This window comes from Enterobacter sp. Y17, from assembly GCF_019730495.1.
In the GTDB taxonomy this organism is placed as follows: Bacteria; Pseudomonadota; Gammaproteobacteria; order Enterobacterales; family Enterobacteriaceae; genus Enterobacter; species Enterobacter asburiae_B.
Genome location: NZ_JAASKP010000004.1, coordinates 180,887 through 196,071, shown reverse-complemented (window position 1 = coordinate 196,071; position 15,185 = coordinate 180,887). Strand labels below are relative to the sequence as shown.

22 protein-coding genes are annotated in these 15,185 nt (G+C 51.6%); 6 read left to right on the top strand and 16 right to left on the bottom strand.

Going from position 1 to position 15,185, the window contains the following annotated elements:
* Window positions 1–305: 305 nt before the first annotated feature.
* On the top strand, window positions 306–860 hold the full coding sequence (locus HCH49_RS18575) for a gamma carbonic anhydrase family protein (RefSeq protein WP_058841964.1): 555 nt from the start codon (window positions 306–308) through the stop codon (window positions 858–860).
* Here HCH49_RS18575 and HCH49_RS18570 read toward each other — a convergent pair.
* Genes HCH49_RS18570 through dprA form a run of 6 tightly spaced genes read right to left on the bottom strand, consistent with a single transcriptional unit; the run spans window position 836 to window position 4,619 of the window.
* Window positions 836–1,084: a DUF1488 domain-containing protein gene (locus tag HCH49_RS18570; RefSeq protein ID WP_033146779.1), complete on the bottom strand. Its 249-nt coding sequence runs from the start codon at window positions 1,082–1,084 to the stop codon at window positions 836–838. The genes HCH49_RS18575 and HCH49_RS18570 overlap by 25 nt on opposite strands.
* A complete protein-coding gene (aroE, locus tag HCH49_RS18565; RefSeq protein WP_221703179.1) occupies window positions 1,081–1,899 on the bottom strand; it encodes a shikimate dehydrogenase in 819 nt (272 codons plus the stop codon). Before aroE ends, HCH49_RS18570 begins: the two co-directional genes overlap by 4 nt.
* Window positions 1,900–1,903: 4 nt before the next feature.
* Window positions 1,904–2,476, bottom strand: coding sequence for an L-threonylcarbamoyladenylate synthase type 1 TsaC (gene tsaC, locus HCH49_RS18560; protein WP_221703178.1), 573 nt, complete (start codon window positions 2,474–2,476; stop codon window positions 1,904–1,906).
* Complete coding sequence (locus tag HCH49_RS18555; protein ID WP_023309445.1) at window positions 2,469–3,023, bottom strand: type I DNA topoisomerase; 555 nt, start codon at window positions 3,021–3,023, stop codon at window positions 2,469–2,471. Before HCH49_RS18555 ends, tsaC begins: the two co-directional genes overlap by 8 nt.
* A gap of 26 nt (window positions 3,024–3,049) precedes the next feature.
* Complete coding sequence (gene smg / locus HCH49_RS18550; protein ID WP_008503477.1) at window positions 3,050–3,523, bottom strand: DUF494 family protein Smg; 474 nt, start codon at window positions 3,521–3,523, stop codon at window positions 3,050–3,052.
* Entirely contained in the window at window positions 3,495–4,619 is a 1,125-nt protein-coding gene (gene dprA / locus HCH49_RS18545) for a DNA-protecting protein DprA (protein ID WP_045143156.1), read from the bottom strand. Before dprA ends, smg begins: the two co-directional genes overlap by 29 nt.
* Window positions 4,620–4,746: 127 nt before the next feature.
* Between dprA and def the strand changes: the two genes are divergently transcribed.
* From def to mscL, 5 genes are all read left to right on the top strand, one after another.
* The gene (def, locus tag HCH49_RS18540) at window positions 4,747–5,256 is read left to right on the top strand and encodes a peptide deformylase (protein ID WP_006812188.1); all 510 of its coding nucleotides are present in this window, start codon (window positions 4,747–4,749) and stop codon (window positions 5,254–5,256) included.
* A gap of 25 nt (window positions 5,257–5,281) precedes the next feature.
* Complete coding sequence (gene fmt, locus HCH49_RS18535) at window positions 5,282–6,229, top strand: methionyl-tRNA formyltransferase (RefSeq protein ID WP_221703176.1); 948 nt, start codon at window positions 5,282–5,284, stop codon at window positions 6,227–6,229.
* 52 nt (window positions 6,230–6,281) lie between these two features.
* On the top strand, window positions 6,282–7,568 hold the full coding sequence (gene rsmB, locus HCH49_RS18530) for a 16S rRNA (cytosine(967)-C(5))-methyltransferase RsmB (protein WP_221703175.1): 1,287 nt from the start codon (window positions 6,282–6,284) through the stop codon (window positions 7,566–7,568).
* 22 nt (window positions 7,569–7,590) lie between these two features.
* On the top strand, window positions 7,591–8,967 hold the full coding sequence (gene trkA, locus HCH49_RS18525; protein WP_008503482.1) for a Trk system potassium transporter TrkA: 1,377 nt from the start codon (window positions 7,591–7,593) through the stop codon (window positions 8,965–8,967).
* 146 nt (window positions 8,968–9,113) lie between these two features.
* A complete protein-coding gene (mscL, locus tag HCH49_RS18520) occupies window positions 9,114–9,524 on the top strand; it encodes a large-conductance mechanosensitive channel protein MscL (RefSeq protein WP_048977001.1) in 411 nt (136 codons plus the stop codon).
* Here the strand turns inward: mscL and HCH49_RS18515 are convergent, their stop codons facing one another.
* From HCH49_RS18515 to secY, 10 genes are all read right to left on the bottom strand, one after another.
* On the bottom strand, window positions 9,525–9,740 hold the full coding sequence (locus HCH49_RS18515) for an alternative ribosome-rescue factor A (RefSeq protein WP_023333665.1): 216 nt from the start codon (window positions 9,738–9,740) through the stop codon (window positions 9,525–9,527).
* Between the two features lie 57 nt (window positions 9,741–9,797).
* Window positions 9,798–10,223, bottom strand: a complete 426-nt coding sequence (zntR, locus tag HCH49_RS18510) for a Zn(2+)-responsive transcriptional regulator (protein ID WP_029740638.1) — start codon at window positions 10,221–10,223, stop codon at window positions 9,798–9,800.
* Between the two features lie 2 nt (window positions 10,224–10,225).
* Window positions 10,226–10,594: a DUF1992 domain-containing protein gene (locus HCH49_RS18505; protein ID WP_048977002.1), complete on the bottom strand. Its 369-nt coding sequence runs from the start codon at window positions 10,592–10,594 to the stop codon at window positions 10,226–10,228.
* 107 nt (window positions 10,595–10,701) lie between these two features.
* Complete coding sequence (gene rplQ / locus HCH49_RS18500) at window positions 10,702–11,085, bottom strand: 50S ribosomal protein L17 (protein WP_001216368.1); 384 nt, start codon at window positions 11,083–11,085, stop codon at window positions 10,702–10,704.
* 40 nt (window positions 11,086–11,125) lie between these two features.
* The gene (locus HCH49_RS18495) at window positions 11,126–12,115 is read right to left on the bottom strand and encodes a DNA-directed RNA polymerase subunit alpha (RefSeq protein ID WP_002919219.1); all 990 of its coding nucleotides are present in this window, start codon (window positions 12,113–12,115) and stop codon (window positions 11,126–11,128) included.
* Window positions 12,116–12,140: 25 nt separating this feature from the next.
* Window positions 12,141–12,761 carry a 30S ribosomal protein S4 gene (rpsD, locus tag HCH49_RS18490; RefSeq protein WP_004868345.1) on the bottom strand — a complete coding sequence of 207 codons (621 nt, stop codon included), beginning with the start codon at window positions 12,759–12,761 and terminating at the stop codon, window positions 12,141–12,143.
* A gap of 33 nt (window positions 12,762–12,794) precedes the next feature.
* A complete protein-coding gene (rpsK, locus tag HCH49_RS18485) occupies window positions 12,795–13,184 on the bottom strand; it encodes a 30S ribosomal protein S11 (RefSeq protein ID WP_003863312.1) in 390 nt (129 codons plus the stop codon).
* A 16-nt stretch (window positions 13,185–13,200) separates the two neighbouring features.
* On the bottom strand, window positions 13,201–13,557 hold the full coding sequence (gene rpsM, locus HCH49_RS18480) for a 30S ribosomal protein S13 (RefSeq protein WP_003863308.1): 357 nt from the start codon (window positions 13,555–13,557) through the stop codon (window positions 13,201–13,203).
* A 146-nt stretch (window positions 13,558–13,703) separates the two neighbouring features.
* A complete protein-coding gene (rpmJ, locus tag HCH49_RS18475; protein WP_000868187.1) occupies window positions 13,704–13,820 on the bottom strand; it encodes a 50S ribosomal protein L36 in 117 nt (38 codons plus the stop codon).
* A 31-nt stretch (window positions 13,821–13,851) separates the two neighbouring features.
* Entirely contained in the window at window positions 13,852–15,183 is a 1,332-nt protein-coding gene (secY, locus tag HCH49_RS18470; protein ID WP_003863305.1) for a preprotein translocase subunit SecY, read from the bottom strand.
* Window positions 15,184–15,185: the final 2 nt, after the last annotated feature.

Sequence of the window (15,185 nt, the reverse complement as noted above, 5' to 3'; positions counted from 1 at the left end):
CCGTTGCGAGGTGGCGTATATTACGCTTTCCTCTTTCAGAGTCAACCCGTTATTTCAGAATTTTTCTCTTCAACCGACCGCGTTGTCTGTGAAGTGATTCACATCCGCCGTGTCGATGGAGGCGCATTATAGGGATCCCATTTTTTAGCACAAGTATTTTTTAGATCTTTTTTTCCGACTGCTGATTTTCCGCGCTTTTCGCTGAAATCCCGCCCGATCTGCTTAAATATTGACGTATTTTGCCTTGCCGCGATCCATTAATATGATCAAAGTCTTCTGTATAGCGCTCATTGTTAGAGGTAGATATGCCCGCAGTATTACGTCCTTATAAAGATCTGTTCCCCCAAAAAGGCGATCGCGTGATGATCGATGCCAGCAGCGTGGTGATCGGCGATGTCCGAATGGCCGATGATGTCAGCATCTGGCCCCTCGTCGCCATCAGGGGAGATGTTAACTATGTGTCGATTGGCGCCCGTACCAATATTCAGGACGGCAGCGTTCTGCATGTCACGCACAAATCCTCCTATAACCCGGACGGTAATCCCCTCATCATTGGAGAAGAGGTTACCGTCGGCCATAAAGTGATGCTTCACGGCTGCACTATCGGGAATCGCGTACTTGTTGGCATGGGGTCGATTTTGCTGGATGGCGTCATAGTAGAAGATGACGTAATGATTGGTGCCGGTAGCCTGGTCCCGCAGAACAAACGGCTGGAGAGTGGCTATCTCTATCTGGGAAGCCCGGTAAAACAGATCCGCCCCCTGAAGGAGGCGGAGATCGAAGGATTAAAATACTCGGCGAACAACTACGTTAACTGGAAGAATGACTATTTGGATCAGGACAACCAAACCCAGCCCTGATCGTCTTCCTGCTGTTCGCGGATTAAATCGCTGGCTTCCTCTTCCAGATCCCAGCGATTTTCACAAAATATCGCTATCGGGTCTGAACCGCCAAAACGGCGCAACAGCGTCTCCCCATGAATGGCACAGGTAAGTTGCATCCCCTGCACCAGCACCGGAAAACAGACCGCTTGTTTAGTCTCATCCCAGTTCTCTCTGTCCGGGAAATGGATAGCCTGGTTCACGCCGAAAGCTCCTGCTTTAACTTTTCAATGACAGGTTCGACCGCAGGCAACACGCCATGCCAGAGCAGCACCGCATGCGCGGCCTGACCCACCAGCATTCCCAGTCCATCGGCTAACTGCTTCGCGCCGTGTTGTTCACACCAGTTAAGGAAAGGCGTTTTCCCTTTCTGATAAAACATGTCATAGAAGTACATATGCGCGCTGACCAGAGAAGCAGGAATTAACGGGATCTCGCCATTGATGCCGCTGGACGTGGCATTGATGACAAGATCGAACTCACGAACGGCGAGATCGTCAAGCGCTACCGCGCTCACGCTGCCGGTATGCGCAAACAACGCCGCCAGTGCTTCCGCTCGGGAAAAGGTTCTGTTGGTAATGGTCACCGCACAGTCCAGTGAAAGCAGAGGCAACAGTACTCCCCGCGATGCGCCACCCGCACCAATCAGCAGGACCCGAAACCCGGGCTTAATAAACGACAGTCGTTCCAGATCGCTAAGTAAACCAACTCCGTCTGTGTTGTCACCCAAAAGGCGCCCATCCTCAAGCCGTTTTAGGGTATTGACTGCACCAGCCAGTGAAGCGCGCTCGGTCAGCTCATCCGCACGTTCGAAGGCTTCCTCTTTAAAAGGAACCGTCACATTCGCGCCTTTACCGCCCGCGGCGAAAAAAGCCTCCAGCGTTGGAATAAATGCATCCACCGGGGCCAGTACGCGACCATAGGGATGATTTATCTGCAGCTGCTTCGCAAATTGCTGATGGATCAACGGTGACTTGCTGTGTGCAATCGGATTACCAAAAACAGCATAGGTTTCCATGAGATTACCCCTGGCGAAAACGTTCGCCGGTCAAGGCGTCGCGAATTTCAGACGGATTCAGGCGCCCTCCCGTTTCACCGACAGCGACTGGGAAGTCATTCCCGAACTGCGCCAATACTTCTTCGGTTGTCCGACAAGGTGGCAATCCGGTCAGGTTGGCGCTGGTTGAGACCAGCGGTTTACCAAATGCCAGGCAAAGTTCAACCACCAGCGGATGGTCAGTTACGCGAACGGCGAGGGAATCAAAACTTCCGGTTAACCAGCGAGGCGTAGTCGGCTGCGCCGGGAAAACGAAGGTTACCGGGCCAGGCCACGCGGAGAAGATAGTCTCGCGCTGCGCCGGCGTCAGCATGGAGTCATCGATATAGGGTTTAAGCTGCTCATAATTCGCAGCGATCAAAATCAGCCCTTTCTCGACGGGTCTTTGTTTTAAGGCAAGCAGTCGGCTTACGGCCGTCTCGCTGTCAGGATCGCAACCGACTCCAAAAACAGCTTCAGTTGGATAGGCGATGACTTCTTCTTTTTTCAGTACGTCCACAGCATGCGCAATGGAGCCTGATGGCAGGTTATTATTCACTATTTTGATCCGCCGTAACCGGCTTTCCACATTGTTTACTGGCGCAGAAGCGTTTCATGCCTTGCGCGGTTTTCTTCTCTATAAGTAGCGGATAATTGCAATGAGGGCAGGTTCCCGCTACCGGTTTAAAATTGATAACGAACTGGCATTCAGGGTAGCGATCGCACGAATGGAAAGTCTTACCATAACGGGAACGGCGCTGTACCAACTGACCGCGCTGACACTGAGGGCACGCAATTGCCGTTTCATCAGGCTTATCAATTTGTTCCGTATGCTCACATTCCGGGTAGCGGCTACATCCAATAAACATGCCGAATCGCCCCTGCCGCAGGGCTAATTCACCACCGCAGAGTGGGCAATACTGACCCTCCAGAATTTTAACGATATGTCCATCCGCCTGGCTTTTCAGGGGACGGACATAATCACATTCCGGATAGTGTGAACAACCGAGAAACGGGCCGTGTTTCCCGGACCGAATAACAAGTTCAGCCCCGCACTGCGGGCAGGGCTCGTTTTTATGCACCGTGAATAGTGCTGATTTGGCCATAACAACTCTTGGTGCTGCACATTGAATTAGTGCAGCATACCTTCATTCACTTCAAAGAGTAATTCTTCCATTTGCTGATAGGCATTTTCACAGCCCGGGATATTAAACAGAACCATCAGGATCACCCACTTGAGATCTTCCAGTTCAAATTCTGCTGTATCCAGCGCCATGACGCGCTCTATCACCATTTCTCTCGTTTCGAGGTTCAGCACCTGAATCTGCTCAAGGAATAAGATGAACCCCCGGCAGCTGGCGTCCAGCCTTTCACACTCTTCCGCTGTATAAATGCGTACTGACAATGGGTCAGAAGCAAGCTGCATCGGTTCGGCGAGGCCTTCCTGATAATCAGCCAGTTTTTCCAGCCACATCAACGCATTATAGATATCTTCCCGCTCAAACCCCGCATCGGTAAGATCCTGTGTCAATTTGTCCTGATCCACTCGCATTTCTGCTTCGTTATGGATGTAAGTCTCAAACAAATACATCAGTACGTCGAACATGGCATGCCCTCCTTAATCGGACATAGCCGCCGGGTACAGCTGCGATCCACCCTGCTAACTCCAGTTCGAGTAGCTGTGCTACCGTTACTGGCACAGGTTGGCCGGCACGTTCAGCGACAACGTCAACAGGTGTTACCTCATCTCCTACGTTAGCCAGGAGCTTGGGAAATGGCAATGCCACCTTTCCCTGATCTGATGAATATTGTCGCTTTTCGGGATCTTCCTGCAGCCATTGCAACCCATATTGCAAATTTTCAAGAATATCTCCTACTTCCGTTACCGGCGTTGCCCCTTGCTTAATCAGCCAGTGGGGTCCCTCGCATCCGGGATTACCTATCGGTCCAGGCAAGGCGAAGACTTCTCTCCCCTGTTCGAGCGCGCATCGCGCCGTGACCAGCGAACCGCTTCGGCGCGCCGCTTCAACCACCAGCACGCCTTTGCTGAGCCCGCTGATAATCCGATTGCGACGCGGAAAGTTTGCCGGCCTGGGCTGTGCGGAGAGCGGAAACTCAGACACTATCGCGCCGTCAGATTCAATAAGCCGCATCGCCAACGCCTGATGCCGGCGTGGATAAATGCTAAAAAGACCGTTCCCCAGCACAGCTACACTTCGTCCCTTAACTGACAGCGCCGCGCTGTGGGCTACGCCGTCAATACCGCAGGCCAGCCCGCTGGTGATCGTGAAACCGCTTTGTGACAGTTGTTCGCACAGGATTTTCCCCCATCGCTCGCCGTACCATGAAGGCGCACGACTGCCTACCACCGCCAGCTGAACGGTGTTAAGCGCCTCAGGGTTACCTTTTATGAATAACACCCCGGGATAATCAGGGATCGTGCGGAGCAAAGGGGGATATAGGGGATGGTTGGGCGTTAATAAATGATGTCCCGGCTGCTCAAGCCACACAAGGCTACGTTCCAGCTCGCTCTCATCGAGTGCAAAGAACCGTTCAGCCTGCTTTGCTGTCAGCCCGGCCTCTCTGGCGACGAGCACGTTGAGGTGTTCCAGCTTCTGCAGTCGCGCAGCCGCTTCCAGCATTACATCACCACACAGAGACCCAGTGTGTACTAGCCGTAGCCATATCTCGGTTGACGTCATCCTTTCCCCTGCCATAAGCGGCCTCCGCAATCATTGCGATTGGTCACTGATGCTGTCAATCGATGGGGGATTTGTCTAGAATAGAGAGAGTATTCTTATCAACTCCTGAACACGACTCTGGAAATTTATGGCAGTTTTGCAAGTGTTACATATTCCGGACGAGCGCCTTCGCATCGTCGCTGAACCGGTCAAAGAAGTGAATGCAGAAATCCAGCGTATCGTTGATGATATGTTCGATACCATGTACGCCGAAGAAGGCATTGGCCTGGCGGCGACGCAGGTGGACATTCATAAACGTATTATCGTGATTGATGTTTCCGAAAATCGCGATGAGCGTCTGGTGCTGATCAACCCTGAGCTGCTCGAAAAGAGTGGCGAAACCGGTATTGAGGAAGGCTGTCTGTCCATTCCTGAACAGCGCGCTTTAGTACCGCGTGCCGAAAAGGTGAAAATTCGCGCGCTGGATCGTGACGGTAATCCGTTCGAACTGGAAGCAGACGACCTGCTGGCAATTTGTATTCAGCATGAGATGGATCACCTGGTCGGTAAACTGTTTATCGATTATCTCTCGCCGCTCAAGCAGCAGCGTATTCGTCAAAAAGTAGAGAAACTGGATCGTTTGCGTTCTCGCGCATAACGTCCCCCCGGATACAAGGATCATCGTGTCTAAAACACTACGTATTATCTTCGCGGGAACCCCTGATTTTGCAGCGCGTCATCTTGACGCGCTGTTATCGTCTGTTCACCAGGTTGTTGGCGTCTTTACCCAGCCTGACCGTCCGGCAGGTCGCGGTAAAAAACTGATGCCGAGCCCGGTAAAGGTGCTGGCAGAAGAGCATGGGCTACCCGTTTTCCAGCCCGCATCGTTACGCCCACAGGAAAATCAGCAGCTGGTTGCTGACCTGAATGCCGACGTAATGGTGGTGGTAGCTTACGGTTTAATTCTGCCAAAAGCTGTGCTTGATATGCCCCGTCTGGGTTGCATCAACGTGCATGGGTCTCTGCTCCCGCGCTGGCGTGGTGCTGCACCTATCCAGCGCTCGCTGTGGGCAGGTGATGCCGAAACGGGCGTTACCATCATGAAGATGGACGTAGGTTTAGACACCGGCGATATGCTGTATAAACTGGCGTGCCCCATTACGTCAGACGATACCAGCGCTACGCTTTATGACAAACTGGCAGACCTTGGTCCACAAGGGCTTATCGAGACGCTCCAGCAGCTTGCTGACAACACGGCGAAACCGGAAGTTCAGGATGACGCGCTGGTGACTTATGCCGAAAAATTGAGCAAAGAAGAAGCGCGGATCGACTGGTCCCTGTCAGCCGCACAGCTTGAACGCTGCATTCGCGCTTTTAATCCGTGGCCAATGAGCTGGATGGAGATTGATGAGCAGCCGGTGAAAGTCTGGAAAGCTTCCGTCATTAGCGGTACTACCACGGCTGAACCCGGTACGATTGTTGACGCCAACAAGAACGGAATTCAGGTGGCGACTGGGCAAGGGATCCTGAATCTTGAATCGCTACAACCGGCCGGCAAGAAGGCCATGAGCGCTCAGGATCTGTTAAATTCCCGTCGCGAATGGTTTATTCCGGGCAATCGTCTTGCCTGAGCAAATCTATCCTTAAGGCCCGGTGTTTCCGGGCATTTTTATTTTTACGGTTATGAAAAAACAAAATCTACGCAGTATGGCGGCTCAGGCCGTTGAGCAGGTTATCGAGCAGGGCCAGTCCTTAAGTAACGTCCTGCCTCCCCTGCAACAAAAAGTATCTGATAAAGACAAAGCCCTGCTTCAGGAGCTCTGCTTTGGCGTTCTGCGCACGCTTTCTCAGCTTGAGTGGCTGATTAACAAGCTGATGTCACGCCCAATGACAGGCAAGCAGCGCACCGTACACTATTTGATTATGGTGGGCTTTTATCAGCTTCTTTATACCCGCATCCCACCTCATGCCGCGCTGGCTGAGACGGTTGAAGGCGCCGTTGCGATTAAACGCCCTCAGCTGAAAGGGCTGATCAACGGCGTACTGCGTCAGTTCCAGAGACAGCAGGAAGAGCTTCTGGCTGAATTTGCCCAAAGCGAAGCACGTTTCCTGCACCCGGACTGGCTGTTGAAGCGCCTGAAAAAAGCTTATCCACAGCAGTGGCAGGAGATTGCCGATGCCAACAATCAGCGTCCGCCAATGTGGTTACGCGTGAATCGGAATCACCGCACTCGTGACGCATGGCTGGCATTACTTGAAGCAGCTGGAATGAGTGGATCCCCGCATGAAGCCTATCCGGATGCCGTACGCTTAGCCTCACCGGCACCGGTACATGCATTGCCCGGTTTTGATGAAGGCTGGGTAACCGTACAGGATGCCTCGGCTCAGGGTTGCATGACCTGGCTTGAACCCAAAAATGGTGAGCAGATCCTCGATCTTTGCGCCGCACCTGGGGGCAAAACGACGCATATTCTGGAAGTGGCTCCGCAGGCCAGCGTGATGGCCGTGGACGTCGATGAACAGCGTCTCTCACGCGTCTACGACAACCTCAAGCGTCTTGGCATGAAGGCTCAGGTTAAGCAGGGCGATGGGCGCAAACCCGCAGAGTGGTGTGGTGAAACCCAGTTCGATCGCATTTTGCTGGACGCCCCCTGCTCTGCAACCGGTGTTATTCGTCGTCATCCGGACATCAAGTGGCTACGCCGCGATCGTGATATTAAGGAACTTGCCCAACTGCAATCCGACATTCTCGACGCCATTTGGCCGCATCTTAAATCTGGCGGAACGCTGGTCTATGCGACCTGCTCCGTACTGCCGGAAGAAAACAGCCAGCAAATCGCGGCCTTCCTTAAACGTACGCCGGACGCCGCGCTGAGCGATACGGGAACGCCTGAATGCCCGGGTCTGCAGAACCTGCCGGGTGCTGAAGAGGGCGATGGCTTCTTTTACGCTAAGCTAATCAAAGAGTGATGTTGAGAACAGGTCACGAGATATGAAGATTATCATTCTGGGTGCAGGACAGGTGGGCGGAACGCTGGCGGAAAACCTGGTTGGCGAAAACAATGACATCACAATTGTTGATACCAACGGCGATCGTCTGCGTGTCTTACAGGACAAGTTTGACCTGCGCGTGGTGCAGGGTCATGGTTCGCACCCACGTGTTCTTCGTGAGGCGGGCGCCGACGATGCCGACATGCTGGTTGCGGTAACCAGTTCGGACGAAACCAATATGGTGGCCTGTCAGGTGGCCTACTCGCTTTTCAACACGCCAAACCGAATTGCGCGCATTCGCTCTCCGGACTATGTTCGCGATGCTGAAAAACTGTTTAATTCCGAAGCGGTCCCCATTGACCACCTCATCGCGCCAGAACAGCTGGTTATCGACAATATCTATCGCCTGATCGAATATCCGGGTGCCCTGCAGGTGGTGAACTTTGCCGAGGGCAAAGTGAGCCTGGCAGTGGTTAAGGCCTATTATGGCGGACCATTGATCGGCAATGCGCTTTCCACCATGCGCGAGCACATGCCGCATATTGATACGCGCGTTGCAGCGATTTTCCGCCACGACAGGCCAATTCGCCCGCAAGGCTCCACGATTGTCGAAGCCGGTGATGAGGTCTTCTTTATTGCGGCCTCACAGCATATTCGTGCGGTGATGAGTGAACTTCAGCGTCTCGAAAAACCCTATAAACGCATTATGCTGGTCGGCGGTGGCAATATCGGTGCCGGTCTGGCACATCGGCTGGAAAAAGATTACAGCGTGAAGTTGATCGAGCGCGATCAACAGCGTGCTGCTGAACTGGCGGAAAAACTGCAAAATACGATTGTATTTTATGGTGATGCGTCGGATCAGGAGCTACTGGCTGAAGAGCATATTGATCAGGTTGATCTCTTTATTGCCGTCACCAACGATGACGAGGCGAATATAATGTCCGCCATGCTCGCGAAGCGCATGGGGGCAAAAAAAGTCATGGTGCTTATTCAGCGCAAGGCGTATGTCGATCTGGTTCAGGGTAGCGTTATTGATATTGCTATTTCCCCTCAGCAGGCGACAATTTCCGCGCTCCTGAGCCATGTTCGTAAAGCGGATATTGTCGGTGTGTCATCGCTCCGCCGTGGCGTAGCGGAAGCCATTGAAGCCGTTGCTCATGGAGATGAAACGACGTCGCGCGTCGTCGGCCGTTCGATCGACGAAATTAAACTGCCGCCAGGCACGATTATCGGCGCCGTTGTGCGCGGGAATGATGTCATGATTGCCAATGATAATTTACGAATTGAGCAAGGCGATCACGTTATTATGTTCCTTACCGATAAAAAGTTTATTACCGACGTCGAACGTTTATTCCAGCCAAGTCCATTCTTCCTTTAAAGAATTGGGTGCTCGAGAAAGAGCACCCTTACTTTATCCTTTTCATTTCTGTGCCTTTTATTTTTCATCATGTTTAATTATCCCGAATGGCAATTGGCTAATGATTTGTTAAACTTAAACTCGTCAGCTGGCACAAGGAGAGAACAATGAGTTTTATTAAAGAATTTCGCGAATTTGCGATGCGCGGGAACGTGGTGGATTTGGCAGTGGGTGTCATTATTGGTGCGGCATTCGGCAAGATTGTTTCATCATTAGTGGCCGACATTATCATGCCACCTTTAGGGTTGTTAATCGGCGGCATTGATTTCAAACAGTTCGCTTTCACGCTGCGTGAAGCGCAGGGTGATGTTCCGGCAGTAGTGATGCACTACGGCGTATTTATTCAGAACGTATTTGATTTTGTGATTGTCGCGTTTGCCATATTTATGGCCATCAAGCTGATCAACAGGCTCAACCGTAAAAAAGAAGAGCCAGCTGCAGCACCTGCGCCAACGAAAGAAGAAGTGCTGTTGAGTGAGATCCGCGATCTGTTAAAAGAGCAAAATAACCGCATCTAATCAACAGATAAAAGCAGGAAGGCCAGTGGTAAATAAGCGATTCGCTTGCTTGCCACTGGCCTCCCAGTTACCCCGTTTTTCATGTTTGTCTTTACGCAGATAACTTCCTTTCCCTTTTTTATTCTTCTCAACGCGCTGCCTGAATAACGGGTCGTGAAGTAACGCCTCAATGGCATTGTCCTTAATTTGTCCTTTCGTGTGCTGATAGCGGCTCATAATGTCTCCAGAGCAGGGTTTATGACGAAGCGAGTCTAGACCCGGTTGAACTAAAAATCAACAGCCCTGCGTTTCTCCACTCGCTCCCTGTTCAAGGGCTTCGAGAATTGAACAGTAAATGCTGCTGTGGGCCGTACCGCAGCAGGCATCATTCAGCCTTTGCAGAGAGCGCTGCATGGTTTGCAGTTCCTGTATACGCGCTTCAACTTCATCCAGCCGGGCCTGCACGATGCTTTTAGATTCCTGGCAGGTGTGATGTTCCGGATCGATGCGGATCGATAATAACTCGCGGATCGAATCCAGTGTAAAACCGAGCTGACGCGCATAACGAATGAACCGCAGGCGCTGCAGATCGTTATCGGTATAAAGGCGAAAGCCCCCTTCAGTCCGAACTTCATGATCGATCATCTGCTGCTTTTCGTAATATCGGATGGTATCCGGCGTGACATTCGCAAGCTTCGCAAGTTCACCGATACGGTACATAACTACTCCTCGTTTATTTTCTGCATCAATCTTTCACCGAATTCACCGCGCAAAAAATCAGTGTTCATACCAGCCTGGCGCAGCTTGAGTTCAAGCAGGGCGAGGCGGCGGCTAAGTTCAGAATGTCGTGGATCGTCATAGCGGATCCCTTTGAGAAGATCGGCCAGTTCAACAGCCTCTCTGCGCTGTTCGAGCTCCGGGGGGAGACAGCCCGCATTTTTCAGTAAACGGTATCCAGCCCGTAGTTCAGGCGCGATGTGCGAGTCATCGTCAAGCGCAAGGGGTTCACCGCTCCCCGGGAGATCGTCGAATTCACCTTTTTTTTGGGCATCGCGAATATGGCGTTCTGCCCACTGGTCGAGCAACCACATTACCAGCTCCAGGGGATGAACAGAATTGATACAGACATTGTAGAGAAGTGGGGGTATCGCGGATATAAAAAAACCCGCCGGAGCGGGTTTTTTTACGTTACTGCAGATTACTCTGCAGCAGCTTCTGCTTTCTCTGAACGATCAACCAGCTCGATGTAAGCCATCGGCGCGTTGTCGCCTGCACGGAAACCACACTTCAGAATGCGAGTGTAACCACCGGCACGGCTCGCGAAACGCGGGCCCAGTTCGTTAAACAGTTTTGCCACGATCTCGTTATCACGAGTACGGGCGAATGCCAGACGACGATTAGCAACGCTGTCAGTCTTGGCAAGAGTAATCAGCGGCTCAACTACGCGACGCAGCTCTTTCGCTTTAGGCAGGGTCGTCTTGATGATCTCATGACGAACCAGTGAACCTGCCATGTTGCGGAACATAGCCTGGCGATGGCTGCTGTTGCGGTTCAGTTGACGACCACTCTTACGATGGCGCATGACCTTATCCTTCTCAGTAAAACCTTAACCTGTGATCCGGTTACTCGTCAGCAATGCTTGCTGGTGGCCAGTTTTCCAGGCGCATGCCCAGAGACAGACCACGTGAAGCCAGCACGTCTTTAATCTCGGTAAGAGATTTTTTACCCAGGTTCGGCGTTTTCAGCAACTCAACCTCGGTACGCTGTACCAGATCACCGATATAGTGGATAGCTTCTGCCTTGAGGCAGTTAGCAGAGCGGACAGTCAATTCGAGATCGTCAACAGGGCGCAGCAGGATCGGATCGAATTCTGGTTTCTCTTCTTTCACTTCCGGCTGACGTACATCACGTAAGTCAACGAAAGCTTCCAGTTGTTCTGCCAGGATGGTCGCCGCACGACGAATCGCCTCTTCAGGATCGATTGTGCCGTTGGTTTCCATTTCGATGACCAGCTTGTCCAGGTCGGTACGCTGTTCTACACGCGCTGCTTCAACATTGTAGGCAATACGCTCTACAGGGCTATAGCATGCGTCGACCAGCAGACGGCCGATTGGGCGCTCATCTTCTTCCGAATGAATTCGGGCAGAAGCCGGCACATAACCACGACCGCGCTGAACTTTGATACGCATGCTAATAGCTGCGTTCTCATCGGTCAGGTGGCAGATCACGTGCTGCGGCTTGACGATTTCAACATCACCGTCGTGGGTGATGTCGGCTGCAGTCACAGGGCCAATGCCAGATTTATTCAGAGTAAGAATAACTTCATCTTTACCCTGAACTCTCACCGCCAGCCCTTTCAGGTTGAGCAGGATTTCAAGGATATCTTCCTGAACGCCTTCTTTGGTGCTGTACTCATGAAGTACACCATCAATCTCAACCTCGGTCACCGCGCAACCCGGCATCGATGAGAGCAGAATACGGCGCAGTGCGTTACCCAGAGTATGGCCAAAGCCACGCTCTAAAGGCTCAAGGGTCACCTTGGCGTGCGTCGAACTCACTTGCTCGATATCTACCAGGCGCGGTTTTAGAAACTCTGTCACAGAACCCTGCATTGTGTCCTCTCTTTGGTACTAAGCTTTACTTGGAGTAAAGCTCGACGATCAGGTGTTCGTTAATGTCCGCAGACAGATCAGAACGTTCTGGCTGACGCTTGAACGTACCTTCCATCTTGCCAGCATCAACTTCCAGCCAGGTTGGCTTTTCACGCTGCTCAGCCAGCTCCAGAGCGGCCTTCACGCGAGATTGCTTTTTCGCTTTCTCACGAATGCTAACAACGTCATTCGCTTTAACCTGATAAGAAGCGATGTTAACAACACGACCGTTTACCATGATTGCTTTGTGGCTAACCAGCTGACGTGATTCAGCACGAGTAGCGCCGAAGCCCATACGGTATACAACGTTGTCCAGACGACCTTCCAGCAGAGCCAGCAGGTTTTCACCTGTGTTGCCTTTCAGACGTGCTGCTTCTTTATAGTAGTTACGGAACTGACGCTCCAGCACACCGTACATACGGCGAACTTTTTGCTTTTCACGCAACTGCACACCATAGTCAGACAGACGCGGTTTACGCGCACCGTGCTGGCCAGGAGCTTGTTCAATTTTACACTTGGTATCGATCGCGCGAACGCCAGACTTAAGGAATAAGTCGGTGCCCTCACGACGGCTCAGCTTGAGCTTAGGACCCAAATATCTTGCCATTTTCTATCTCCAACTAACCTAAAAAACGGAGCGTTATACGCGACGTTTTTTCGGCGGACGACAACCGTTATGAGGGATCGGAGTCACATCAGTAATATTCGTGATGCGGAAACCAGCGGCGTTCAGAGCGCGAACAGTAGATTCACGACCCGGACCCGGACCTTTAACCATAACTTCCAGATTCTTGATGCCGTATTCTTTTACGGCTTCTGCGCAACGCTCTGCTGCAACCTGAGCTGCGAACGGAGTGGATTTGCGAGAACCACGGAAACCGGAACCACCGGCTGTTGCCCAACCCAATGCGTTACCCTGACGATCAGTAATAGTAACGATGGTGTTGTTGAAAGAAGCATGGATATGAGCCACGCCGTCAGAGACTTGTTTTCTTACACGTTTACGTGCACGAACTGGTGCCTTTGCCATTATTCAATCACCCCGATTATTTCTTGATCGGTTTGCGCGGACCCTTACGGGTACGTGCGTTGGTCTTAGTACGCTGACCGCGCACTGGCAGACCACGACGATGACGCAAACCGCGATAGCAACCAAGATCCATCAGGCGCTTGATGCTCATGCTGATTTCACGGCGCAGATCACCTTCAACGACAAATTTGGCAACTTCGTCACGCAGCGTGTCGATTTGTTCTTCAGACAGCTCACTGATCTTAACATCTTCAGCGATACCCGCTGCAGCCAGAATGGCTTTAGAACGGGTCTTGCCGACGCCGTAGATCGAAGTTAATGCGATCACAGCATGTTTCTGATCAGGAATGTTAATGCCTGCTATACGGGCCACTATGCACTCCTACTATTTAATATGTACGCACCATGCTGAAAAGCCCGTTTTCAGGATACTCAAATGGAAACGTACAGACATACAAAAGATTGGCTGGCTAATCTAGCCAGCTCAACCCAACTTTGCAAGAAAAATATGCGAAATAATCAGCCTTGGCGCTGTTTATGCTTCGGCTCGGCACTGCAAATCACACGGATGACACCATCACGCTTAACGATTTTGCAGTTACGGCATAATTTCTTGACGGAAGCACGAACTTTCATTTTTACTCTCCGTAACTTCTCAGGCGACCATTTAGCGGCCGTAGCCTTTCAGGTTCGCCTTCTTCAATGCAGACTCGTACTGACTGGACATCATCAGAGTTTGCACTTGAGCCATAAAGTCCATAATCACGACAACAACGATAAGCAGTGAGGTCCCACCGAAGTAGAACGGTACTTTCATTGCATCACGCATGAACTCCGGGATCAGGCAGATAAAAGTAATATAAAGCGCACCAACCAAAGTCAGGCGAGTCATTACTTTATCGATATACTTCGCCGTTTGCTCTCCCGGACGAATTCCTGGTACAAATGCACCGGACTTCTTCAGGTTATCTGCTGTTTCACGCGGGTTGAAGACCAACGCCGTGTAGAAGAAACAGAAGAAGATGATCGCAGACGCATAGAGTAACACATAAAGTGGTTGCCCAGGCTGCAAATACAGCGAAATTGTTGTCAGCCAGTTCCAACCAGTACCGCCCCCGAACCATGACGCGATGGTCGCCGGGAACAGAATAATACTGGAAGCGAAGATAGCCGGGATAACCCCCGCCATGTTCACTTTCAGCGGTAAATGTGTGCTCTGTGCAGCATAGACACGACGACCTTGCTGACGTTTAGCGTAGTTCACCACAATGCGGCGTTGACCACGTTCAACGAAGACAACAAAGAACGTCACTGCAAATACTAATACTGCAACCAACAGCAACAGGAGGAAGTGCAGGTCGCCTTGACGCGCTTGCTCGATAGTATGGGCGATGGCTGGCGGGAGGCCCGCAACAATACCGGCGAAGATAATGATAGAGATACCGTTACCGATACCACGCTCAGTAATCTGTTCGCCGAGCCACATCAGGAACATAGTCCCTGTGACCAGACTTACAACAGCGGTGAAGTAGAATGCAAAGCCCGGGTTTAACACCAGGCCCTGCATACCAGGCATATTCGGCAGACCGGTAGCAATACCGATCGACTGGAATATTGCCAGCACCAGAGTACCGTAACGGGTGTACTGACTAATCTTACGACGTCCAGACTCCCCTTCTTTCTTCAACTCTGCCAGGGCCGGATGAACGACCGTCAGCAGCTGGATAATAATAGATGCCGAAATGTACGGCATAATACCCAATGCAAAGATAGAAGCACGGCTGAGAGCACCACCAGAGAACATGTTGAACATTTCAATGATGGTGCCTCGCTGTTGCTCAAGCAGTTTGGCAAGTACAGCGGCATCGATACCAGGGATCGGAATAAAAGAGCCAATACGGAACACAATCAGCGCGCCGATAACAAACAGCAGTCTGCGTTTCAGCTCGCCAAATCCACCTTTGGCACTTTGAAAATCTAATCCCGGTTGCTTAGCCATCT